At 38.9% G+C, this 23471-nt stretch carries 25 protein-coding genes and 1 riboswitch; of the genes, 20 read left to right on the top strand and 5 right to left on the bottom strand.

The window, feature by feature from the left end:
• The first annotated feature begins 178 nt into the window (after positions 1-178).
• From LACDD01_RS04875 to LACDD01_RS04835, 9 genes are all read left to right on the top strand, one after another.
• Positions 179-619, top strand: a complete 441-nt coding sequence (locus LACDD01_RS04875) for a MarR family winged helix-turn-helix transcriptional regulator (protein ID WP_004258807.1) — start codon at positions 179-181, stop codon at positions 617-619.
• Complete coding sequence (locus tag LACDD01_RS04870) at positions 619-1596, top strand: beta-ketoacyl-ACP synthase III (protein ID WP_061413478.1); 978 nt, start codon at positions 619-621, stop codon at positions 1594-1596. Before LACDD01_RS04875 ends, LACDD01_RS04870 begins: the two co-directional genes overlap by 1 nt.
• A gap of 87 nt (positions 1597-1683) precedes the next feature.
• Positions 1684-1905: an acyl carrier protein gene (locus LACDD01_RS04865; RefSeq protein ID WP_003135454.1), complete on the top strand. Its 222-nt coding sequence runs from the start codon at positions 1684-1686 to the stop codon at positions 1903-1905.
• Positions 1906-2003: 98 nt separating this feature from the next.
• Positions 2004-2927, top strand: coding sequence for an ACP S-malonyltransferase (gene fabD, locus LACDD01_RS04860; RefSeq protein ID WP_061413476.1), 924 nt, complete (start codon positions 2004-2006; stop codon positions 2925-2927).
• 78 nt (positions 2928-3005) lie between these two features.
• A complete protein-coding gene (fabG, locus tag LACDD01_RS04855; RefSeq protein WP_061413474.1) occupies positions 3006-3737 on the top strand; it encodes a 3-oxoacyl-[acyl-carrier-protein] reductase in 732 nt (243 codons plus the stop codon).
• Between the two features lie 58 nt (positions 3738-3795).
• A complete protein-coding gene (gene fabF, locus LACDD01_RS04850) occupies positions 3796-5013 on the top strand; it encodes a beta-ketoacyl-ACP synthase II (protein ID WP_019293792.1) in 1218 nt (405 codons plus the stop codon).
• A 92-nt stretch (positions 5014-5105) separates the two neighbouring features.
• Positions 5106-5579, top strand: coding sequence for an acetyl-CoA carboxylase biotin carboxyl carrier protein (gene accB, locus LACDD01_RS04845; RefSeq protein WP_019293791.1), 474 nt, complete (start codon positions 5106-5108; stop codon positions 5577-5579).
• A gap of 13 nt (positions 5580-5592) precedes the next feature.
• Entirely contained in the window at positions 5593-6027 is a 435-nt protein-coding gene (fabZ, locus tag LACDD01_RS04840; protein ID WP_004258779.1) for a 3-hydroxyacyl-ACP dehydratase FabZ, read from the top strand.
• 195 nt (positions 6028-6222) lie between these two features.
• Positions 6223-7587 (top strand): acetyl-CoA carboxylase biotin carboxylase subunit, encoded by a 1365-nt coding sequence (locus LACDD01_RS04835; protein ID WP_019293790.1) that lies wholly within the window; start codon positions 6223-6225, stop codon positions 7585-7587.
• Between the two features lie 578 nt (positions 7588-8165).
• Here the strand turns inward: LACDD01_RS04835 and LACDD01_RS04830 are convergent.
• A complete protein-coding gene (locus LACDD01_RS04830; protein WP_061413473.1) occupies positions 8166-9101 on the bottom strand; it encodes a glycosyltransferase family 2 protein in 936 nt (311 codons plus the stop codon).
• 313 nt (positions 9102-9414) lie between these two features.
• Here LACDD01_RS04830 and accD point away from each other — a divergent pair, with 313 nt between their 5' ends.
• Positions 9415-10281, top strand: a complete 867-nt coding sequence (gene accD / locus LACDD01_RS04825; protein ID WP_061413471.1) for an acetyl-CoA carboxylase, carboxyltransferase subunit beta — start codon at positions 9415-9417, stop codon at positions 10279-10281.
• Positions 10274-11029, top strand: a complete 756-nt coding sequence (accA, locus tag LACDD01_RS04820) for an acetyl-CoA carboxylase carboxyl transferase subunit alpha (RefSeq protein WP_061413469.1) — start codon at positions 10274-10276, stop codon at positions 11027-11029. The genes accD and accA overlap by 8 nt, the downstream gene beginning before the upstream one ends.
• Positions 11030-11090: 61 nt before the next feature.
• Here accA and LACDD01_RS04815 read toward each other — a convergent pair whose 3' ends face one another.
• Positions 11091-11333, bottom strand: a complete 243-nt coding sequence (locus tag LACDD01_RS04815; RefSeq protein ID WP_017368954.1) for a GlsB/YeaQ/YmgE family stress response membrane protein — start codon at positions 11331-11333, stop codon at positions 11091-11093.
• Positions 11334-11476: 143 nt separating this feature from the next.
• Here LACDD01_RS04815 and LACDD01_RS04810 point away from each other — a divergent pair, with 143 nt between their 5' ends.
• Complete coding sequence (locus LACDD01_RS04810) at positions 11477-11827, top strand: arsenate reductase family protein (RefSeq protein WP_019335674.1); 351 nt, start codon at positions 11477-11479, stop codon at positions 11825-11827.
• 30 nt (positions 11828-11857) lie between these two features.
• Here the strand turns inward: LACDD01_RS04810 and LACDD01_RS04805 are convergent, their stop codons facing one another.
• Entirely contained in the window at positions 11858-12718 is an 861-nt protein-coding gene (locus LACDD01_RS04805; protein WP_061413467.1) for an exodeoxyribonuclease III, read from the bottom strand.
• A gap of 229 nt (positions 12719-12947) precedes the next feature.
• On the opposite strand from LACDD01_RS04805, the gene metG reads away from it, so the two are divergent.
• The gene (metG, locus tag LACDD01_RS04800; RefSeq protein WP_061413465.1) at positions 12948-14936 is read left to right on the top strand and encodes a methionine--tRNA ligase; all 1989 of its coding nucleotides are present in this window, start codon (positions 12948-12950) and stop codon (positions 14934-14936) included.
• 32 nt (positions 14937-14968) lie between these two features.
• Here the strand turns inward: metG and LACDD01_RS04795 are convergent, their stop codons facing one another.
• Positions 14969-15814: an SDR family NAD(P)-dependent oxidoreductase gene (locus tag LACDD01_RS04795; protein WP_061413463.1), complete on the bottom strand. Its 846-nt coding sequence runs from the start codon at positions 15812-15814 to the stop codon at positions 14969-14971.
• A gap of 129 nt (positions 15815-15943) precedes the next feature.
• Between LACDD01_RS04795 and LACDD01_RS04790 the strand changes: the two genes are divergently transcribed.
• The 3 genes from LACDD01_RS04790 (at position 15944) to LACDD01_RS04780 (ending at position 17570) form a co-directional block, all read left to right on the top strand.
• A complete protein-coding gene (locus LACDD01_RS04790) occupies positions 15944-16183 on the top strand; it encodes a DUF2829 domain-containing protein (RefSeq protein WP_004258747.1) in 240 nt (79 codons plus the stop codon).
• Positions 16176-16895 (top strand): 3-oxoacyl-ACP reductase, encoded by a 720-nt coding sequence (locus LACDD01_RS04785; RefSeq protein ID WP_061413461.1) that lies wholly within the window; start codon positions 16176-16178, stop codon positions 16893-16895. Before LACDD01_RS04790 ends, LACDD01_RS04785 begins: the two co-directional genes overlap by 8 nt.
• Positions 16896-16958: 63 nt before the next feature.
• A riboswitch (PreQ1 riboswitch) is annotated at positions 16959-17062 on the top strand.
• On the top strand, positions 17061-17570 hold the full coding sequence (locus LACDD01_RS04780; RefSeq protein ID WP_019293781.1) for a QueT transporter family protein: 510 nt from the start codon (positions 17061-17063) through the stop codon (positions 17568-17570). Its footprint overlaps the riboswitch before it by 2 nt.
• A 54-nt stretch (positions 17571-17624) precedes the next feature.
• Here LACDD01_RS04780 and LACDD01_RS04775 read toward each other — a convergent pair whose 3' ends face one another.
• Entirely contained in the window at positions 17625-18410 is a 786-nt protein-coding gene (locus LACDD01_RS04775) for a Cof-type HAD-IIB family hydrolase (RefSeq protein WP_019293780.1), read from the bottom strand.
• 151 nt (positions 18411-18561) lie between these two features.
• Between LACDD01_RS04775 and LACDD01_RS04770 the strand changes: the two genes are divergently transcribed.
• The 4 genes from LACDD01_RS04770 to holA all read left to right on the top strand — a co-directional run bounded on the left by LACDD01_RS04770 (position 18562) and on the right by holA (position 23377).
• On the top strand, positions 18562-19344 hold the full coding sequence (locus LACDD01_RS04770; protein WP_061413459.1) for an ankyrin repeat domain-containing protein: 783 nt from the start codon (positions 18562-18564) through the stop codon (positions 19342-19344).
• A 117-nt stretch (positions 19345-19461) separates the two neighbouring features.
• A complete protein-coding gene (locus tag LACDD01_RS04765; RefSeq protein ID WP_019293778.1) occupies positions 19462-19887 on the top strand; it encodes a universal stress protein in 426 nt (141 codons plus the stop codon).
• Positions 19888-20009: 122 nt separating this feature from the next.
• Positions 20010-22379 (top strand): DNA translocase FtsK, encoded by a 2370-nt coding sequence (locus LACDD01_RS04760; RefSeq protein WP_061413457.1) that lies wholly within the window; start codon positions 20010-20012, stop codon positions 22377-22379.
• On the top strand, positions 22376-23377 hold the full coding sequence (gene holA / locus LACDD01_RS04755) for a DNA polymerase III subunit delta (protein WP_061413455.1): 1002 nt from the start codon (positions 22376-22378) through the stop codon (positions 23375-23377). The genes LACDD01_RS04760 and holA overlap by 4 nt, the downstream gene beginning before the upstream one ends.
• Positions 23378-23471 lie beyond the last annotated feature (94 nt).

Raw genomic sequence — 23471 nt, 5'->3', positions numbered from 1 at the left:
ATTTCATCTTTTTGCTGTCGACTACATTTGGAAATTTTTCTTTATGAAGCAGGATAAAGAGGTTATCCAAGCCATCAGAGGCATTTTTCAAATCTACTTAGCACTTGCAAATTATTTTTATTATGGTACAATTTTGTATTGTAAATGGTTTGTATCATCAAAATATCAGGAAGTACAAATGAAAACAGATTTTGACAAAATTAATGAATGGTTGATTCAACTTTTCCACGACTGCATGAACTTAGAAGAACAGTTCTTGAAGGATTCTGATTACCCAGATGTAACTGTGAAAGAACTTCAACAAATGACACTTATCCATACTTTGGGAACTTGCCGCGCTACAGACATTGCAAGGAATCAAAAATTAGCCCTTTCAACAATCACCATTACACTCAATCGCTTGGAAACTAAGGGATATATCAAGCGCGAACGATCAGATCGTGACCGTCGTGTGGCTTATATCGTATTGACTGAAAAAGGTATGGCTCTCTGTGCATCGCACAGCGAATTTTTCCGTAGCATTTCAGAAAAACTTATGTTAAGTGTTTACGGGACTACCGAAAACAAACTTGCAGGCGAACTTGAAGAATTACATAAGTCATTGGAGAATATGAAATAATGCCTTTCGCTAAAATTACCCAGGTGGCACACTATGTGTCCGAAAATATTGTGTCAAACGATGATTTGGCAAAAATCATGGACACGAGTGACGAGTGGATTTATTCACGGACGGGTATTAAGCAGCGACACATTACAGTTGACGAAAATACCAGTGATCTGGCTGCTAAGGTTGGTGAACAACTCTTAGCTCAAGCTGATTTGTCAGCAGACCAGATTGATTTTATTATCGTGGCGACTATCTCACCTGATAGCAGTATGCCAAGTACGGCAGCCTTGGTCCAAGCAAAAATTGGTGCACATCGTGCCTTTGCTTATGATTTAACAGCTGCTTGTTCGGGTTTTGTTTTTGCTTTATCAACGGCTGAGAAGCTGATTGCCGGCGGCTACAAACGTGGTATGGTTATTGGTGCAGAAGTTTTGTCTAAATCTTTGGATTGGTCGGATCGTTCTACCGCTGTTCTTTTTGGAGATGGTGCAGGTGGTGTTCTTTTGGAAGACACAGGTACACAATCTTTGATTATCGCAGAAAATCTAAGAACAGATGGCTCTCGAGGTGATTCCCTTACCTCAAATTATTTAGCACTTAATCCTGAACTTAGTGGTCAAGTTAACCATGTTACAGAGTTCATAAAAATGGACGGACGGGCGGTCTTTGACTTTGCGACACGTGACGTTCCAAAGAATATCCAAGAAACCTTGGAAAAAGCAAATCTGAAACCTGAAGATATTGACTATTTTTTATTGCATCAAGCAAATTCTCGAATACTTGATAAAATGGCCAAGAAATTAGGTGCTGAACGCAGTAAATTCCTGCAAAATATGCAAGAATATGGCAATACAAGTGCAGCTTCGATACCTATTCTCTTGTCAGAATCGATAAAAAATGGTAAACTTTCTTTGGACGAAAATTATAAAATTGTCCAGACAGGTTTCGGTGGCGGCCTCACATGGGGGACGCTCATTATTAATCTTTGATAAGATTGATAACATTTAAATTTGGTTATATGAGTGATTTATCACGCTATAATATATATACTTTCTACACATTAAAGGAGAAATAACATGGCAGTATTTGAAAAAGTACAAGACATCATCGCTGACGAACTCGGCAAAGAAAAAGAAGAAGTAACACTCGAAACTTCATTTGAAGAACTCGATGCTGACTCACTTGACCTTTTCCAAATCATTAACGATATCGAAGACGAATTCGATGTTGAAGTAGATACAGAAGCGGACATGAAAACTGTTTCTGATCTCGTTAAATATGTTGAAGCTCAACAATAAGAGAATTAATGGGGTGAAAGCCCCGTTTTTCACTTATAATAAATTTTGAAAATTAGGAAAGTGTCACAAAAATCTAAATTTTGTGAAATCTTAAAAATATGAAAACAGCATTTCTTTTTTCTGGTCAAGGCGCTCAAAAATTGGGTATGGCTAAAGACCTTTATGATGAATTTGACATTGTCAGAGAAACTTTTGATCAAGCAAGTCAAGTCTTGGGTTATAATCTTCGGGAGTTAATCGATAATGATGAAACAAAACTCAACGAGACACAATATACACAACCAGCTATTTTAACAACATCTGTAGCAATCCTTCGTTTGCTTTCAGAACAAGGTATTAAGCCAGATCTTGTGGCTGGACTTTCTTTAGGCGAGTACTCTGCATTGGTAGCCAGTGGTGCACTTGATTTTGCGGAAGCTGTTGCTTTAGTAGCAAAACGTGGTCAATATATGACTGAAGCTGCACCAACAGGATCAGGTAAAATGGTTGCTGTGATGAATACTGAAGCTGCTTTGATCGAAGAAATTTGTGAACAAGCAGCGGAACGTGGAATTGTAAGCCCAGCAAACTATAACACTCCGGCTCAAATTGTTATTGGTGGTCAAGCTGAAGCCGTTGATTACGCCGTTGAACTTCTAAAAGAAGCTGGCGTAAAACGTCTGATTGAGCTGAAAGTATCTGGTCCTTTCCATACAGCCATCTTAAAACCCGCGAGCGAAAAGTTAGCCAAAGAACTTGAACAGGTTAATTTTAATAGTTTTAAGTTGGAACTGATTTCAAATACGACAGCGAAAGTGATGAAAGACTCAGAAGTAAAAGAACTTCTCACGCGTCAAGTTATGGAGCCGGTACGTTTCTACGAATCCATTGAAACAATGAAAGCACTTGGTGTACAGCGCTTTATTGAAGTTGGACCTGGTAAAGTTCTTTCTGGTTTTATAAAAAAAATCGACAAAGAAGCAAGCTTTACGAATGTTGAAGATCTTAATTCATTCAAGGCTTTGGTGACAGAAGAAGCTTAAACTTATTTAATGAGTAAAAGTTGTCACTGTAGCACTTGGTTTGAGAGCAATTAAAAATCATAAGAACAGGAAAAAATAATGGAAATTAAAAATAAAAATGTCTTTGTGACGGGCTCAACACGTGGTATTGGTAAGGCGATTGCTTTACAGTTTGCTCAAGCTGGGGCAAACGTAGTTATCAATGGACGTTCTGCCATTTCTGAAGAACTTTTGTCAGAGTTCACTTCTTTTGGTGTTAAGGCTGTTGGCGTATCTGGTGATATTTCCCAGTCGGAAGATGCTAAACGTATGGTTGCTGAGGCAGTAGATGCTTTGGGGTCGGTTGATGTTTTGGTTAATAATGCGGGAATAACTCGTGATGGTTTATCATTGAAAATGAGCGAAGAAGATTTCGAAGCTGTTTTAAAAATAAATCTTACAGGTGCCTTCAATATGACACAGGCAGTTCTAAAACCAATGACGCGTGCGAGAGAAGGGGCAATTATTAATATTACTTCTGTTGTCGGTTTAATTGGGAATGCCGGCCAAGCTAATTATGCAGCTTCCAAAGCGGGATTGATTGGTTTGACAAAATCAATTGCACGTGAAGTTGCTGGGCGCAATGTCCGCGTCAACGCTGTTGCTCCAGGATTTATTGATTCTGACATGACTGAAGTCCTTTCGGATAAAGTCAAGGATACAATGAAGGCTCAAATCCCAATGAAACGATTTGGTCAACCAGAAGAAGTTGCTACAGTTGTGAAATTCCTTGCAGAGCAAGAATACATGACAGGGCAAGTATTGTCTATTGACGGTGGTATGGCAATGTAGCCTTATATCAGATTAGACTAAAAAGAAGTTTGTAACAAACTCCAAAGGAGAAAAAAATATGAATCGTGTAGTCATTACAGGTTACGGTGTAACCAGTGCTATCGGTAATACACCAGAAGAATTTTGGAATGGCCTAAAATCTGGTCAAACAGGTATCGGTCCAATTACGCGCTTTGATGCTGAAGCGACAGGAATCAGTGTAGCAGCTGAAGTTAAAGATTTTCCATTTGAGAAGCATTTTGAGAAAAAAGATGCCCGTCGTATGGATACTTTCTCACTTTATGCTGTCTATGCGGCTCTTGAAGCTATGGAAATGTCAGGCATAACTCCAGAGAACACAAATTACGATCGTTTGGGTTGTATCATGGCCTCAGGCATCGGTGGCTTGGAGCAGACACAAAAGAACTCACAAGCACTTCTTAAAGGTCCACGTAAAGTAACACCACTTTATGTACCACTGGCAATTGCCAACATGGCGACAGGTAATGTTGCCTTGCGCACAGGTGCTCGTGGTGTGTCGCGTGCTGAAGTAACAGCATGTGCAGCAGGGGCAAACTCTATTGGTTCAGCTTTCCGTGAAATCAAACATGGTTATGCAGATGCTATTATCGCTGGTGGTGCTGAAGCTGCAATTTGTGAGCTTGGTATTGCTGGCTTTGCTAACTTGACTGCCTTGACAAAAGAGGCAGATCCTTCAATTGCTTGCCGTCCATTCGATAAAGACCGTTCGGGCTTTGTGATGGGTGAAGGTGCAGGTGTCTTGATTTTGGAAAGTCTTGAACATGCTCAAGCACGTGGTGCAAATATCTTAGCTGAAATTGTTGGTTATGGTAACACAAACGATGCTTACCATATGACAACTCCATCAGGTGTTGGTGCTGAAAATGCGATGAAGCTTGCTTTAGAAGAAGCAGGGATTTCTGGAGCAGATGTTGATTATATCAATGCACATGGTACATCAACACATGCTAATGAAGAGACGGAAGCAAAAGCCATCCACAATGTTATTGGGGATAAAGCTCTGGTTTCATCAACAAAAGCTTTGCACGGGCATGCTCTCGGAGCCACAGGAGCTATCGAAGCAGTAGCAACTGTACAAGCCATTTTAAATCAGTTTGCACCAGTTAACGCTGGAACAAAAGAATTGGACGAAGGCATGACAATTAATGTCGTTCTTGGCCAAGGTCAAGATGCTGAAATCAATTATGCATTGTCACAAGACTTTGGGTTTGGTGGACACAATGCCGTATTGGCCTTTAAAAAATTCACAGATTAGTTTAAAAGAAAGATAAGCACTCTGCTTTCTTTCTCAGAGTCTAAGTGCACTTTAACTTAGATTGTGGAAAAGAAAGCGAGCGGGATATAAAAATGAATATTAATGAAGTAAAAGATTTGATGACACAGTTTGATGGTTCGAGCTTGCGTGAATTTTCTTGGCGCACAGCAGAAGGAGAACTGTCTTTCTCAAAAAACGAAAATAAAATTCTTGCAGCGCCCACAGGAACAGCACTTCCAGAAACAAAAGTAAGTGCACCAATGCCTGTAAGCGAAAGTTCTACAGAACTTGCAGTAGAAACAGAACTTGTAGAAGAAGTTGCTACAGTAGAAGGTGAAGCAGTAACAAGTCCTTTAGTTGGTGTAGCTTACTTACAACCAGCTCCAGGTAAACCTGAGTTCGTTAGTGTAGGAGATTCAGTTAAAAAAGGTCAAACCTTACTCATCATTGAAGCAATGAAAGTTATGAACGAAATTCCAGCCCCTAAAGACGGTGTTATCACTGAAATCATGGTTAATGCTGAAGATGTAGTTGAATTCGGTCAAGAATTAGTACGCATTAAATAAAGGAGCGGTAAAAATGGCAGAAGTAAATATTGACGTCACAAAAATTATGGAGGCATTGCCTCACCGTTATCCTTTCCTTTTAGTGGATCGTGTTATTGATATCGCGGATGATGAAATTACCGCCATTAAGAATGTGACGATTAACGAGGAATTTTTCCAAGGGCATTTTCCCCAATATCCAGTAATGCCGGGTGTTTTGATTATGGAAGCCTTGGCACAAGCTGCAGGTGTTTTGGAACTTTCAAAACCTGAAAACAAAGGAAAACTCGTATTTTATGCAGGAATGGACAATGTAAAGTATAAAAAACAAGTTGTACCTGGCGATCAATTGATCTTGCATGCAAAATTTATCAAACGTCGTGGGCCAATTGCTGTTGTTGAAGCGGAAGCTAAGGTTGATGGTAAATTAGCTGCAAAAGGCACACTAACTTTTGCTTTAGGAAAATAAAAAAATAATCAATGCCACAGTTAGTCTGTGGCAACTTTTAAAAGTAAATATACTTTGAAGTTTAAAAGCTTTGAGTTTACTGATCGTGGCTTTTGCCACTATAATCCCAAATAATGCACCGAGCTCAAGGCCTGGTGACACTCTTTTATACCAGAAACAGAGGATAAAAGAGAAATTGGTAGGAGTTATCAATCTATGTTTAATAAAATTTTAATCGCCAATCGTGGTGAAATTGCTGTACGTATTATTCGTGCGGCACGCGAACTCGGTGTCGCTACTGTTGCCGTATATTCAGAAGCTGACCGTGATGCATTACATGTAGCACTGGCAGATGAAGCTATTTGTATTGGCCCAGCCCGTGCAACAGAGTCTTATCTGAATATGAATAATATTCTAGAAGCCGCTGTTGCTACTGGAGCCCAAGCTATTCATCCAGGTTTTGGTTTTTTGAGTGAAAATTCAAAGTTTGCACGTCTTTGTGAAGAAATGAATATCAAATTTATCGGACCCTCAGCTCAGGTCATGGATATGATGGGAGATAAAATTAACGCGCGTGCAGAAATGGTCAAAGCAGGCGTTCCTGTTACGCCAGGTTCTGAAGGTGAAGTGTATACGAGTGAAGAAGCACTGGATTTAGCCAATAAGATTGGTTATCCTGTCATGCTGAAAGCATCAGCCGGTGGTGGCGGAAAAGGTATCCGTAAAGTCAGCAATGCTGAAGAACTCGTCCCCGCTTTCGAAGCAGCTACCGCTGAAGCCAAAGCAGCTTTTGGCAATGGTGCAATGTTTATCGAACGAATGATTTTCCCTGCACGTCATATTGAGGTCCAAATCTTAGCAGACCAACATGGTAATGTTATTCACTTAGGAGAACGTGATTGTTCCCTCCAACGTAATAACCAGAAAGTTCTTGAAGAAAGCCCATCTGTCGCGATTGGACATACTTTACGCGAACGTATCTGCCAAGCAGCTGTCAAAGCAGCAGCGCATGTGAACTATGAAAACGCAGGAACAATTGAGTTTCTCTTGGACGAAGCTTCAGGCGATTTCTTCTTCATGGAAATGAATACACGTGTACAAGTTGAACATCCCGTAACCGAGTTTGTTTCAGGTGTGGATATTGTTAAGGAACAAATTCGAATTGCAGATGGTCAAGAACTGTCTGTGAAACAAGAAGATATTGAGTTCAAAGGACATGCTATTGAGTGCCGTATCAATGCAGAAAATCCAAAATTTAACTTTGCCCCAAGTCCAGGTAAAATCACGAATCTGTTTCTACCAAGTGGTGGTGTAGGCTTACGTGTGGATTCCGCTATGTATACGGGATATACTATTCCACCTTATTATGATTCAATGATTGCAAAAGTCATCGTTCATGGCGAAAATCGTTTTGAAGCCTTGATGAAAATGCAGCGTGCCTTGATGGAATTCGATGTGGAAGGTTTAACAACTAATATTGACTTCCAACTGGAATTAATTTCAGATGATAATGTTATTGCCGGGGATTATGATACTAGCTTTTTAGCCAATACATTTTTGCCGGAGTATTTGGAAAAATAAAAGCATGAAGTAACTTGATGAGTAAATCATCAAGTTTTTTTATCCTTGTAAGGTTATGTTGACTGCTAGGGAATACATGTCTCGCAGTTTTAAGGCTCTTGCTATTACCTTGGTGCGATGTTATAATAAGAGTAAATAAAAAGGACTTGCGCTAACAAGTCCCAAGTAGCCGTATTAAGAACGGTAGCCGATTTTTTGTTATAAATAACGTCAACGGGCTAAAGTTGGACGTTATTTTTTATTGTCTTTATCATAAACTTTGAGCACTAATAATGCAAATGCAATCATGAGTGTCAAGGTTTCATAAGTTGACAAGAAAAATTGTCGCCTTTCTGCATTGTGAGGTTATCGCCTACAATTTTTCATAAGCATCACCTCCCAGTTGGGCTACCGTCCATAAACTTCTACTTTCATTATTATATCACACGAAAACCAACTAAAATAGGCCATAAATGGCTTACAATACTCACAAAGACTTAGTAAAATTTGAGAGCAAACTCCTATCCTTCATCAGCAACTCTAATTCCATTTTTCATCGTGAAAATACAAAAAACAGAAAGTTCCCACTTTCTGTTTTTTTATTTATCAATATTATCCTCTTTCACAAAGTAATTTGGACGTTGTTTGGTTTCGAGAAAGACCTTAGAAAGGTATTTTCCAATGATACCGAGAGATAAAAGTTGTAATCCACCAAGCATAAGAATAAGAATAATCAGAGTAGGAAAACCTTGTACAATTTCGCCCCAGATGATGGTTTTCAAAGCATAAAAAAGGCTCATACAAAGCGAGATAAGGAAGCTAATAAAACCGATAAAGGTAGCTAGGCTAAGTGGGGCATCTGAAAAGTTAATGATACCGTCAATTGAGTAGTGCAACAAGCCCCAAAAGCTCCAAGAGGTTTTGCCAGCTACCCGCTCGACATTATTGTATTCCAAATAGAAAACATCGTAACCCACCCAAGAAAAGAGACCTTTAGAAAAACGATTGTGTTCAGGTAGCTCGAGGATGCTATCAACGACTTGCCGTGTCATCAAGCGATAGTCTCGCGCTCCATCCACCATTTGAGTGCTTGAGATTGTGTTCATAATCTTATAAAAAGCTCGAGCAAAAATTGAACGAATAAAGGGCTCATCTTTCCGTGAAATTCTTCGTGTTCCCACAATATCGTAACCTTCTTTAAGCTTATCATACATCTCGTTGAGCATACTTGGGGGATCTTGAAGGTCAGCGTCCATCACAGTTACAAAATCACCTGAAGCAGCACGAAGACCTGCCAAAAGCGCTGCCTCTTTACCGAAATTTCTCGAAAAGCTAATATATTTAACATTGGGATGCTTTTGACTCAGCGTTTTTATCACATCAAGTGTACGATCAGAAGAACCATCATTTATAAAATAAAAGGTTTTATCAAGTGGTAAGTCTAAAGTTTGGGCATTAACTTCATCAAAAAAGAGTTCAATCGTTTCTTCCTCGTTATAAGCAGGAACGATAATCGATAAAGTTTTATTTTTCATGAAAAACTCCCTTCTTCTTGATGAGAAATACGTACATAGACCTTGTATTTTAATAGAATTAAACTCTTCATATTATAACATAGTTTGAAAGAGGTAAAGGAAGTTATGACGAAGTTTTGGCGAAATGAATACGTGTGTGTTCTTATATAATTCCGCCATTTTTGGACACTTATCTAGTTCTTGACGAATTTAATTTTTGCGTGTATAATTATATAATTAGACAATTAAAATAAAAAGAACGTAAGCAGATAGAAATCTGCTTAAAGACGTTCGTTATCAAGATGTAAAAATTTTTGATACAAAGGAGAAATAATTGGCTCTCTTTCAAAAGAAAAAATATATTAAAATTAACCCTAATCGTTCAACAGTTCAGGGAGAAATGACAAAGCCTGAAGTGCCTGACGAGCTTTTTGCTAAATGCCCGGCCTGCAAACACAGTATTTACAGCCAAGACCTTGGTGCAAGTAAAATCTGTCCGCACTGTAGCTACAACTTCCGTATTACTGCGCCAGAACGTTTGAAGCTTTTAGTTGATTCAGACTCATTTACAGAAATGTTCACTGGAATTGAAAGTGAAAATCCGCTAGATTTCCCCAACTATAGGGAAAAACTTGCAGCGATTAAGGAGAAGACCGGGCTGGATGAAGCTGTAATGACTGGCACAGCGATGATTAAAGGCCAAAAAGTGGCTTTAGCAATCATGGATTCAACTTTTATTATGGCTTCTATGGGGACTGTTGTCGGTGAAAAAATCACACGACTTTTTGAAATGGCAACTGCTGAAAAACTTCCAGTGGTTATTTTTACGGCTTCTGGTGGTGCACGGATGCAAGAAGGAATTATGTCTTTGATGCAGATGGCGAAAATCTCAGCAGCTGTCAAGAAACATTCTAATGCGGGTTTGCTCTACATTACAGTGTTAACGGATCCGACAACAGGCGGGGTAACAGCTTCTTTTGCCATGCTTGGCGATATTATCTTGGCTGAGCCACAATCTTTGGTTGGTTTTGCGGGACGTCGTGTGATTGAACAGACAGTGCGTCAAACGCTACCTGATGACTTCCAAAAAGCAGAATTTCTGTTGAAACATGGCTTTGTCGATGCGATTGTTAAACGTCAAGAAATGCGTGAGAAATTAGCCTTACTCTTGAAATTTCACGGAGGTGTAAAAAATGTCTGATATAGCAGAAATTATTAACAAAGCACGTGCTAACGATCGCGTTTCAGTACGGGAAATTATTTCAGAAATTTTTACGGACTTTTTTGAACTTCATGGCGATCGTCAGTTTACAGATGACGAAGCCATTGTTGGAGGGATTGCAACTTTTCAAGACAGAGCTGTCACCGTCATTGGTATTCAAAAAGGAAAAAATCTTGAAGAAAATTTAGCAACAAACTTTGGTCAACCTAGTCCTAATGGTTACCGAAAAGCCTTGCGATTAATGAAGCAAGCAGAGAAGTTTAAGCGTCCAATCATTACTTTTGTCAACACTGCCGGGGCTTATCCAGGGATTGAAGCAGAAGAACGTGGGCAGGGTGAAGCGATTGCGCGCAACCTTTATGAGATGTCCGATTTGAAAGTTCCTGTTTTAACTTTTATCACTGGTGAGGGTGGTTCTGGTGGAGCCTTAGCTTTAGCAGTCGCAAACAAGGTTTATATGTTGGAAAATGCCATGTATTCGGTTCTTTCTCCAGAAGGTTTTGCAACAATCTTGTGGAAAGATGGCTCACGTCGTGATGAAGCAGCCGATTTGATGAAAATAAAAGCTGAAGATCAGCTTGAAATGGGTATCGTTGAGGGTATTGTTCAAGAAGAAAACCTTATGGAAAACTTGAAAACGATTATTGAAAAAGATCTCAACAGCTTGGTACAACTTTCAGAAGAAGAACTTCAAGAAAGCCGCTACCAACGTTTTAGAAAATATTAATTTTATACAAGCAAGAGATAATTGCTTGTTTTTTTTGTAAAAAAAACGCTCTATGAACGTTTTAATTATCCTTTTTTCCGAATAAAGCGGAAGCTACAAGTACGACAATAATTGCACCAACGATTGAAGGGATGAGTGACATTCCAGCCAATTGTGGTCCCCAGTTTCCTAAAAGCTTTTGTCCAACAAATGAGCCTAAAAGACCCGCCACAATATTTGCAATACAGCCCATACTTGAGCCTTTTGATGTGATTGCTCCAGCGGCCATACCAATGAGAGCACCAACTATAAGTGACCAAATCATAAAATAATCTCCTTAATTTATATTCTTATCTTATTTTAACATAATCTTTATTTTCTTTAAAATTGCATCCCCCTGTAAAAGTAATAAAAACGAGCAGCTTTGCCCTAGTTTTTGTTAAAATAGAGAACAAGGGAGGATGGCAAATGTACGACTTTTATGAATATCCTAAATGTTCAACTTGCCGTAAGGCAAAGGCGACTTTGGATAATCTAGATATTGATTATAATGCTATCGATATTAAGCTAACCCCACCAACAGCTGAGCAATTTGAAAAATGGTTTGCAGAGGTTCCTGTTAAAAAGTTTTTCAACACCAGTGGCTTGGTTTATCGTGAGATGGGCTTAAAAGACAAGTTAGCAGACTTGAGCGAGCACGAAGCAGCGGAACTCTTAGCTTCCAATGGGATGTTGGTTAAGCGCCCACTGATTGTTAAAGATGATAAAATTATTTTGATAGGTTTTAAAGAAGAAGCGTATCAAGAGCTTGCACATTAAGAAAGAAAAGCACGACAAAAGTCGTGCTTTTTAGATATTGATTTCTAAAACGATGGGAACATGATCTTGACGAGCACCTGAATCTAAAGGTTCTGCGCGTGTAATCTGCTCGGCAATGCGGTCAGAAACCAGCCAATAATCGATTCTCCAGCCAGAATTATTGATTTTAGCTGTACGAGAGCGTTGAGCAAACCATGTGTAGATACTACGTTCTGGCGCATAGTAACTTTCGACATTGCCATGAATTTTACGGAAGCTGTCTGTAAATCCAGCAGCTAATAAAAGTCCAAACTTTTCACGTTCTTGATCAGTAAATCCGGCAGAATTACGGTTTCCTTTAGGATTGGCAAGGTCGATTTCTGTGTAAGCAGCATTAAAATCACCACATGCTAAGACAGGTTTTTGGAGGTCAAGCATTTGTAAGTAGGCGCGATATTGATCATCCCATTGTCCACGTAAGTCCAAACGGTTAAGACCATCACCCGCATTTGGTGTGTAAACTGTTGTGATGAAAAACTCGGGGAATTCTAAGGTGATGATACGACCTTCGCTATCCATGGGCTCTGGCGCTCCAATCTCAGGCATGGTGATGATTGGTTCAGGCAAACTTTTCTTATAAAGAAACATCGTTCCCGAGTAACCTTTACGTGCAGGTGGTGTACTGATACGGTGAACAATTTCATATTCTGGGAAATGGCTGGTTAAAACATCAAATACTTTGTTTGTTTTTTTGAGGTCACCATTGAGCTTTGTTTCTTGAATAGCGATAACATCGGCTTCAGATGTGGCAAGTTGGTCAACCACAGCCATTGATAGAGCTGCACGATCACTCGTACCGGTCAATGCTGCGTTCAACGAATCAATATTCCATGAGATAAATTTGTAAGTCATAATAAAATCCTTTTGTCTTTATTAGGTTAATTATAACATACCTTATCGGTTGGCAAATAACACGGGAAACTGAGAGTAAATTTATTTTAGCGAAAAATCAGTAAAACTTATTTAGAATAAGATTTACTTGAAAAGGATATGCTATAATAGAAACAAGGCTTTTTTCAATCTACAATTGGAAAAATACTAATCAAGTGGCTTTCATTAGGGCACGAATTAGGAGAAAAAAATGACTGAAAACAAAAACTTTTATATCACAACGCCGATTTATTATCCCTCAGGGAAATTACATCTCGGTTCAAGCTACACAACGATTGCTTGTGATGTTCTCGCACGTTACAAACGTTTGATGGGCTTTGATACGTTTTATTTAACAGGCCTTGATGAACACGGCATGAAAATTCAACGTAAGGCTGAAGAGTTGGGAATGACACCTAAAGAATATTTGGACCCAATGGCGGAAGATGTTAAAGAACTGTGGAAAATGCTGGATATTTCTTATGACAAATTTATCCGTACTACAGATAAATATCATGAAGAAGCCGTTCAAAAGGCATTTGAACAACTTCTAGCACAAGACGATATCTACTTGGATAAATATGCGGGTTGGTATTCTGTTTCTGATGAAGAGTTCTTTACGGAGACACAGTTGGAAGAAGTTTACCATGATGCAGACGGTAAAGTCATTGGTGGTAAAGCACCATCAGGGCACGAAGTAGAATGGGTCGAAGAAGAGTCATATTTCTTCCGTATGAGCAAGTATGCGGATTGGCTCTTAAGTTATTACGAATCACATCCAGATTTTATCCAACCTGAGATTCGCAAAAATGAGATGATCAACAATTTCATCAAACCGGGCTTGGAAGACTTGGCTGTGAGTCGTACGACCTTCACTTGGGGGATTCCTGTAAAGTCTAATCCGAAACACGTGGTTTATGTTTGGCTTGATGCTTTGCTTAACTATGTAACTGCTTTAGGTTATGGTTCAGATGATACCAGCAAACTAGATAAATTCTGGCCCGGTGTGAATATGGTCGGAAAAGAAATCGTACGTTTCCACACTATTTACTGGCCAATCATGCTTCATGCTTTAGGTATGCAACCACCTAAACAAGTCTTTGGTCATGGATGGTTGGTGATGAAGGACGGTAAAATGTCAAAATCTAAAGGAAATGTCGTTTATCCTGATATGTTGGTGAATCGCTATGGTTTAGATCCCGTGCGTTATTATCTCATGCGCGCATTACCTTTTGGTTCTGATGGTGTCTTCTCACCAGAAGACTTTATTGACCGTATCAACTATGATTTGGCAAATGATCTTGGAAACTTACTCAATCGTACAGTTGCTATGGTCAACAAATATAATGGTGGTGTTTTGGTTAAGAATGACGCAACAACAGAATTTGATGCTGCCTTGGAAACAGTTCTTGCTGAAACTTTGGAAAAATTCCACACAGCTATGGATAAGTTTGAATTCAATGTTGCTTTAAATGAAGTTTGGGTTCTTATCTCACGTACAAACAAATATATCGATGAAACAGCGCCTTGGGTCCTTGCGAAATCTGAAGATGACAAAGATAAACTTAATAATGTGCTTTATCATTTAGCAGAAAATCTTCGTGTTGTTGCGGCACTCTTGCAACCTTTCATGCGTGCAACAAGCAAGAAGATTTTTGGTCAATTAGGTTTAACTGAAGAAGAGTTTTCTTTAGAAGATTTAGCTTTTGGTTACGAATTTACGCATAAAGTTGTAGAAAAAGGTGAACCTGTCTTCCCTCGTTTGGATAAGGAAGAAGAAGTAGAATACATCAAGTTACAAATGGCTGGTGGAAAACTTCCTGAAAAAGAATGGGTGCCAGAGGATGTTAAACTCAATCTTACTTTACCAGAAATTAAGTTTGATGATTTTGAAAAGATTGAGTTGAAAGTCGCTGAAGTTCTGGAAGTCAGCCGTGTTGAAGGTTCAGATCGTTTGCTTCGCTTTAAGTTAGATGCAGGTGATGAAGAACCACGTCAAATCTTGTCAGGAATTGCCGAATTTTATCCTAACGAACAAGACTTTGTCGGTAAAAAATTACAAATCGTGGCGAATTTAAAACCACGTAAAATGATGAAGAAATATGTCAGTCAAGGGATGATTCTCTCTGCTGAATTTGATGGTAAGTTGCGTGTGCTTGAAGCGCCTGCTGACGTACCTGCCGGATCATTAATCGGGTAATAAAAATAGAGAGCAAGAAGTGCTCTCTATTTTTATTTTTTACGCTTGCCCATTTGTTTCAATCCGAGATTAAAAAATTTAATATAAAGTTTAGGATGCGCACGCGCTGTATGTACCATCATACGGTCCAAAAAGGAGTTATAATAACGAGCTTGAGCTTTCTTATCTGTTGCTGCTTTATAAAAAACTTGTGCCAAATCCGCAGAAGTCGCGGAACTCCCAAAGTTACCACTGAGTGCTGCGCGTACAGTTTGAACTAAGGGCTGGTAAGGGCTATCTGGATGAAGATTTTTTTCGGCATTTTCCATAGCGATGGTACTCCAGTTGGAAGCAGTACCGCCTGGTTGTACAACGATTGATCGAATGCCAAAAGCTTTAACTTCCGTATCAAGAACATCAGACCATTGTTGCATTGCAGCTTTCGTCGCATGATAAAAAGCACCTAGCGGCATGTAGACATCACCACCGATACTTGAAATGTTAACGATTCGTCCAAAGTGTTGTTGACGCATGATGGGAAGGACCAACTGTGTCAATTCTACAGCTCCAAAGAAATTTGTCTCAAACTGTTTGTGAACATTTTCCATGGGAATTTCTTCAGCGGGACCATACTCACCGTAGCCGGCATTATTAATTAACACATCGATTCGTCCTGCATGATTAATGATATGTTGGATAAAGTTTTGGTTACTTTTGCTGTCTGTAACATCAAGTTTTAGTGGGATAATTCCCTCATCAGTGGGGATTTTTTCAACACGACGTGCGCCAGCATAAACCTGCCAACCGCGTTGAGCAAAAGTTTTGGCGGCTTCATAACCCATGCCGTTTGATGCACCGGTGATGATAATAATTTTTTGATTATTTTCTGTATTTTTCATAGCTTCATTCTAGTTGAAGCACAGCATCTTGTCAAGCTGAAACAAAAAATGACAAAATAAAGCACAAAATGTTAAAATTAAAACACTACTAATATAAGAAGAGTGATGCAGTTTAGAAAGGAATTAAAGATGACATTTGAAGAAATTCTTCCAGAACTTAAAGCTGGGAAAAAAATAGTACGCACAGGCTGGGGAGGCGCAGAAAACTATGTTGCCTTATATGACAGTATTACACTTGATAATGGTGAAAAACTGCAAGTTACACCTTACTTTCTGATTAATGTCACAGGAGAAGGTGAAGGTTTTAGCATGTGGGCGCCTACACCTTGTGACGTATTGGCGACAGACTGGATTTTAGTGAATGACTAATCAAAAATTTAAAGGGAAAAAGGTTCTAGTAACAGGAGCAGCCAGCGGAATTGGTCAAGCCCAAGCGCAGGCTTTTATACAAGCAGGTGCAGAAGTTATTGGCGTGGACTTACAAGAATTCACTGCAGATTTTAGGACTATCGTCTGTGATGTTTCCTCTCCTGAAAAGGTAGCACAATTAGCCGCACAGGTAGGTGAAATTGATATCTTGCTCAATACAGCAGGTCAGCTCGATGACTATCGGACGATGGAAGACACGGACTTTTCACTTTGGAAAAAAATCCTAGCAACTAATCTTGACAGTATGTTTCTCGTGACTTCTGCCTTTTTGCCTCAAATGAAAAAGCAAAAGTCTGGTGCAATCATCAATATGGCTTCAGTTGCCGGTCTAGTTGCCGGTGGTGGAGGTATTGCCTATACTGCAAGCAAGCATGCTATTGTTGGTTTTACAAAGCAACTTGCCTTAGATGAAGCGCAGCATGGTATCCAAGTTGCCGGTATTGCTCCTGGCGCCATCGATACACCGATGAACGCTAAGGATTTTACTGAAAATAATGGAGAAATGGCAAAATGGGTAGCAAAAGAAACTCCAGCAAAACGCTGGGCAAAACCTCAAGAAGTTGCAGATTTGACCCTATTTCTAGCCAGTCCAGAAAGTTCCTATTTGACGGGGGCAGTGGTTCCTATCGATGGCGGCTGGACAATCAAATAAAAACTCAGTCTTTAAGGCTGAGCTTTTTTATACCTCAGAGAAGTCTTTTCATTCTTCCAGAAAATTGATATAATATAAAAGTTGCAAATTATCAGCAATCCTCAGGACTTTTAACCTTTGCCTGAGCATATTACAGGCGGTATTCAGCCGCTAAAGGAGAAAAAATTGAAAAAATCTACTGTTTACGACATGGTGACGATTGCCATTGTTGCTGCTCTTTACGTTGTCCTTACGATGACACCACCACTCAATGCCATTTCATATGGTCCTATGCAATTTAGGATTTCAGAAATGCTCAACTTTACAGCCTTCTTTAATAAAAAATATATTATTGCTGTGACTATTGGATGTATGATTTCAAACTTCCTCAGCTTTACTTGGGTTGATGTTATTGTGGGTGGTCTGTCAACGCTTATCTTCTTGACTTTAGGAGTGCTACTTTTTGAACGCTATATGAAACAGTACTTTTTCAATGGTCAGCTTAATAAAGCCTTTTTCTACTTTGCAATATTTTTCTCAATCAGTATGGTAACTATCGCTTTGGAAATGCATTTTCTTTTCGGAATGCCTTTCTTCTGGACCTGGTTTACATTAGCTGTGGGTGAATTTGCAAGTTTGCTTATTGGTGCAATTATTATGGATAAACTGGGCAAGCGGATTGATTTGACCAGATAAAATAAGAGAATAAAAAAAGCAGTGTGTCTAGAGGACGCTCTGCTTTTTGGGTGTCTAAATAAAGTTCCAATGTTTAAAGGCATTCACGATACCTTTTTCTGTATTTTTACTGCTGATAAAATCAGCGATTTCTTTGAGTTCAGGTACCGCGTTACCCATAGCTGTACCATGGTCTGCAGCAGCTAAAAGATGGAGGTCATTTCGTCCATCACCGAAAGCATAGGTTTCCCCCTTAAAGTTGAGGACGTCCTTCACATGTGTAATCCCAGTACCTTTATTGGTCGAGATGTTTGTAATATCGATAGAAGTAGGAGCATTCATAAAGAAATTAAGTTCGGGCATCTGTGCTTTGTAATAATCCACTTGTGACAGTTTATCAGTCAATAACAAGAGCATATTGACTTCTTCTGATTTGTAACCTTCGGGGTCAATCTCGGGAAGTGGCATATGTGTATAAGCATAAGCTTGACGGACAAAATCCGTATGACGATCTACCCAATAGCCCTCTTTGCCATAAAAGGCAAGTGCTTCGTCTTGCTCGATAGCTAACGTGTGTAATTTTTCGATGTTTTCAATTGAAATAGGATCTTTATATATCGTTTGGCCATCTAAAACGATATATTGTCCATTCATAGCAACAGCACCGGTGATGCCAGTGGCTGCCATAATATTGTCAAGCTCAAAATGTCCACGTCCTGTGGCAATAAAGGGAAGGACACCATTACGGCGAATTTCGTGAATAGCATCGATGACATCAGGGTCTAGCTGACTCTGTCCGTTAAGTAAAGTTCCGTCAAGGTCAAAAAAGGCTAAAGCCTTGTAAGCGTTTATATTTTCCATAAGTTCATTGTATCACAATAGTTTATTTTATTGTTAATAATCTTCTTTTAGTATTATCTACCCTGGATTATTTCAAAACTACTCTAAAAGTTATAAGTCAGAATTTTTTAAATAATATACGATAAATGTTAAGATGAACTTATAGCATAGAATGAAACGAAAGGATGTGGTTGTTTTGAGGAAATATCTGATTCTCTCTGGACTAGCCTTTGTTCTTTTAGTAGGCTGTTCCAAACAAGACAATCAAAGTTCTCATGAAGGCGAAGTTAAACAAAGCACTACGATTTCGACTTCAAAAAAGGCAGCATCCACCAACGAAAAGGCAACTTCGAAAAAAGAGGAGGTCAAACCGATGAAAGTTTTAGAGGCTGTAACAGAAAAGAAGAGCTTATCTGAAATTGAAAAAAGTATCAAAGCTAATCAGTCAGATATTAATGAGAGAAATGCACAAGGAGAATCACCTTTACTTATCGCGACTCATGAAAATAATGTTGCCCTAGCTCAGCTATTGATAGATAATGGGGCAGATGTTAATTTACAAGATCACATTCAAGATTCGCCTTACCTTTACGCAGCGGCTCAAGGTAAAACCGAAATCCTGAGATATATTTTGCAGCACAGTAAACCTAACCAAAAAGTCTATAACCGTTTTGGAGGAAATGCTTTGATTCCAGCAGCTGAAAAAGGACATTTGGAAAATGTGAAAATGCTACTGGAAGACGGTCAAGTGGATATTGATCATCAAAATAATTATGGATATACAGCATTGATTGAGGCGGTGGCATTGAGAGATGGGTCAGCACACTATCAAGAAATCGTGAAGACCCTCTTGCAATATAAAGCAAACACTGAATTACGTGATAACAATAATTTAACAGCCTTAGATTATGCCAAACAGCTCGGATATTCAGGTATGATTGACTTATTAAGTTAAATAACATGGATATAAACCAATTCAATGAGAAAAAAGTGATAAAAAACAAAAATTTTAAACTTTTTATTGGACTTTGATATGAAAATATCTTATAATAAAGAAAAGGAGGCGTTTACAATGAGAGAAAATTACAAAAATATTTTAGTCGCAGTAGATGGATCTGACCAAGCAAATCAAGCTATCCAAGAAGCTATTGAGATTTCTAAAAGAAACCAAGCATCTTTATTTGTAGTACATGCTAAAGATGTTGCGCAACTTTATGGCACAGCTTACATCATGCCAGCTGTTTTGGAAGAAGCGGAAAAACAATCAACAGAAATTCTTGATGAAGCAGGAAAACTTATTGGTGACAAAGTTGAGTACAAAGCTTTTCAAGTGAGTGGTTCTCCTAAAAAAGAAATCGTTGATTTTGCTGAGGAAAATGATATTGACTTGATTGTTATGGGTTCAACAGGTAAAGGCGCTATTGACCGTGTACTTGTGGGATCAACTGCAAGTTATGTTGTTAACCATGCACCATGTAATGTTATGGTTGTAAAATAATGAAGCAAGATAAAAGTCGAAAGCACAAGCTTTCGGCTTTTTAATGTCTTAAAAGCCAGTATTGAAAGATAAGCCTGTAAAATGTTACAATAAAGAGTAATATTAAGTTTTAGAACAGAGAAATAACATGCCCGCAAAAAGAACAACAAAAAGTAAATCAAAACCAAAAGCGAAGCGTTCAACAGCAAAGAAACCATCGACTAAAAAGTCAAATACTAAATTTTGGACGGCTAATAAAAAAATGGCGGCTTTTTTTTGGGAGCTTTATTATCATTTTATTTGCTTTAGCACGTTTGGGCTTATTTGGTGTCTTTTTATATAATGTCACCCGACTGGCTGTAGGATCATTAGCAATCACTTTCTTATTAATCGTTTTATTCGTCATGTTTATGACGGTTTTCAAAAAGGATTTCTTTCGTGAAAACAAACGCTTTTTACCAGGGTTAGCTCTCTTTTTCTTTGGACTTCTTCTTGTTTTTCATGCAAGATATGATGTCCTGTCTCCCAATAAAAATGCTTTAGTTTTAGCAATGTCTGATCTGAAAAAAGGACAGGTGACGCATTTTCTTGGCGGTGGATTTTTAGGAGACTTGTTTTTTGGTCCAGCTAAAGCCCTTTTTTCCGTAATAGGAGTTTATATTATTGTGGGAATTCTGTGGCTTGTCGCATTGTATCTTATGGCACCCGCTTTGATTGCACGGCTACGTATTTTTCTTAAAAGAAATATAAGCGAAACACGTACGCGTATGGCAGATCGTGCTGAAGCAAAACGTGCAGCAGCACTCTTAGAAGAAAAAGCCAAAGCTCAAGAAGAAGCTGAAAGAAACTTACGGGCGATGGAAGCAGAAGAAGTTCCTCTCCCAAGTGAACCCCTGTTTGAAGAAAATACAACTTCCGACTTTTCCGAAATTCCTATAGCTATTCCGGATACGCCAGTATCACCTACAAAAGAAATGGCGGCTATACAACCGCAAGAGGAAGTAGAGGATGACCAAGAGCCAATCAGTTTTGAACGTTCTGTTGACAACGAGTTTTATCAACTTCCGACAATTGATTTATTGGAAGAAATTCCAACAAAAAATCAAGCGGGAGAACGAGAAAATGTCCGCAAAAATATTCAAATCTTAGAGCGAACATTAGAATCCTTCAAGATTTCGGCATCAGTTGAATCTGCTGTTGTAGGCCCATCCGTTACCAAGTACGAAATTAAATTAGCTACCGGGGTGAAAGTTTCGCGTGTTGTCAACTTATCAGATGATCTAGCTTTAGCGCTGGCAGCAAAGGATGTACGGATTGAGGCACCAATACCTGGGAAATCCCTTATCGGTATCGAAATTCCTAACAGTGAAGTTGCAACCGTTGGTTTCCGAGAACTTTGGGAAAATGCTCAACCCAAAACGAACAGTTTGCTTGAGTTGCCTTTAGGAAAAGCTTTAGACGGTACGATTCGCACCTTTGATATGACACGTATGCCTCACTTACTTGTAGCAGGTTCTACAGGTTCAGGTAAGTCGGTTGCTGTGAACGGTATTATCACGTCTATCCTGATGAAAGCCTTGCCTAGTGAGGTTAAATTCTTGATGGTCGATCCTAAAATGGTTGAACTTTCTGTTTATAACGATATTCCTCATCTTCTTATTCCTGTGGTAACGAACCCTCGTAAAGCATCACGTGCCTTACAAAAGGTGGTAGATGAAATGGAAAATCGCTATGAACTCTTTAGTCAAGCAGGGGTACGTAATATTGCAGGTTATAATGAAAAAATAGAAAAATATAATGCACAGTCGAATGAAAAATATCAAACCTTACCATTAATCGTCGTTATTGTCGATGAGCTCTCTGACTTGATGATGGTAGCCAGTAAGGAAGTTGAAGATGCGATTATCCGTCTTGGACAAAAAGCGCGTGCAGCTGGTATCCATATGATTTTAGCAACGCAACGTCCATCCGTTGATGTCATCTCTGGCTTGATTAAGGCAAATGTTCCTTCACGTGTCGCTTTTGCTGTATCCAGCGGGACAGATTCTCGCACAATCATTGATACAAATGGTGCAGAGAAACTTTTAGGACGGGGGGATATGCTCTTTAAACCCATTGATGAAAATCATCCTGTACGTTTACAAGGTGCCTTCTTATCAGATTCTGATGTTGAGTCAGTCGTGAACTTTATTAAAAATCAATCCCAAGCTGACTATGATGAAAGCTTTGATCCTGGTGAAGCTGAAGAAGACAGCAGCCGTGGCACAGCAGCACCATCAAATTCAGCTGATCCCTTGTTTGAAGAAGCGCGCAATATGGTTATTTCTGCTCAAAAAGCCTCGACGGCCCAGTTGCAACGTGCGCTTAAAGTCGGTTTCAACCGCGCTTCCGATCTGATGAATGAACTGGAGGCAGCAGGTATTGTCGGCCCAGCCAAAGGTACAACACCACGAAAAGTTCTCGTTACAAAAGATGGAGAATTTTTAGAAGGACAGGAGTTTGACGAAGCATGAGCGCTTTTGAAGAATTAGAAAAAATAAAAAAAGCAGGTCTGCCTCAAATATTGGTACTTTACGGAGAGGAAGAAGATCTTGTTCAAGAACTAAAAAGTCGACTTTTAGAGTATGTCCATTTTGACAGTACGGACTTAGGGCAAGCATATTTTGACCTGAATAATGCCAATGCAAATCTTGCCTTAGAAGAGCTAGAGAGTTTGCCTTTCTTTGTTGAGCAAAAGCTGGTTATTTTAGAAAATCTCACAAATCTTACAACAGTAAAAAAAGCGGTTTTTGATGAAAAACAGACAGTGCGTTTTGAAAATTTTTTGAATGATCCAGTCGAAACCACACAGCTGATTCTTATTTTACATGGTAAGTTAGATAGTCGACTGAAACTCACGAAAAAACTAAAGACGCAGGCCACTCTGCTCGAAGCACAAGAACTAAAACCTCAAGAGTTAAGTCGAGTTTTTGCAGAAACAGGCCTTTCTGGAAATATTCTCCAAAGGATATTTGAAAAATCAAATTTTTCTTTTCCGGTAATCAAACAAAACATCTCCTTGTTAAAAACATATGTGGGAGAACGAGCAATCACTCTTGCGGATGTCGAAAAAGTTGTTCCTAAATCTCTCCAAGATAATATTTTTTTGTTAACTGACTTGATTTTGAAGGGTGATGTGAATCAAGCACGTGATTTAGTACATGATTTGACTTTGCAAGGTGAGGAGTTAATCAAAATATTGGTTATTTTGACAAATTCCTTCCGGCTTTATTATCAGGTAAAACTGATGCAAAATAAAGGTTGGAATGAACAGAAACAAACTTCTTATCTTAAAATTCACCCCTATCGTGTCAAGTTAGCAAACCAGCAAGTACGTAACATGCAGGAAAGCTTTCTGGGGCAAGCTACATTGTCTCTCATTGAAATTGATTATAAAATAAAAAGCTCAGGAGTAGATGCAAATTATTTGTTTGATTTAGCCTTGATTAAGTTAGCTTTGAAAGACTTATAACAAGCCATTTATCCGGATATTTGCCAGTGGATAATTGACTTGAAAAATTAAAAAATTTCTGCTATGATTAAAGATGATAAAACTTTGATATGAA

It is taken from the genome of Lactococcus sp. DD01 (genome assembly GCF_001578715.1).
GTDB classification, from domain to species: Bacteria; Bacillota; Bacilli; order Lactobacillales; family Streptococcaceae; genus Lactococcus; species Lactococcus petauri.
Note: the sequence above shows the minus strand (reverse complement) of the source record. Positions and strands in the feature narration are given on the sequence as shown.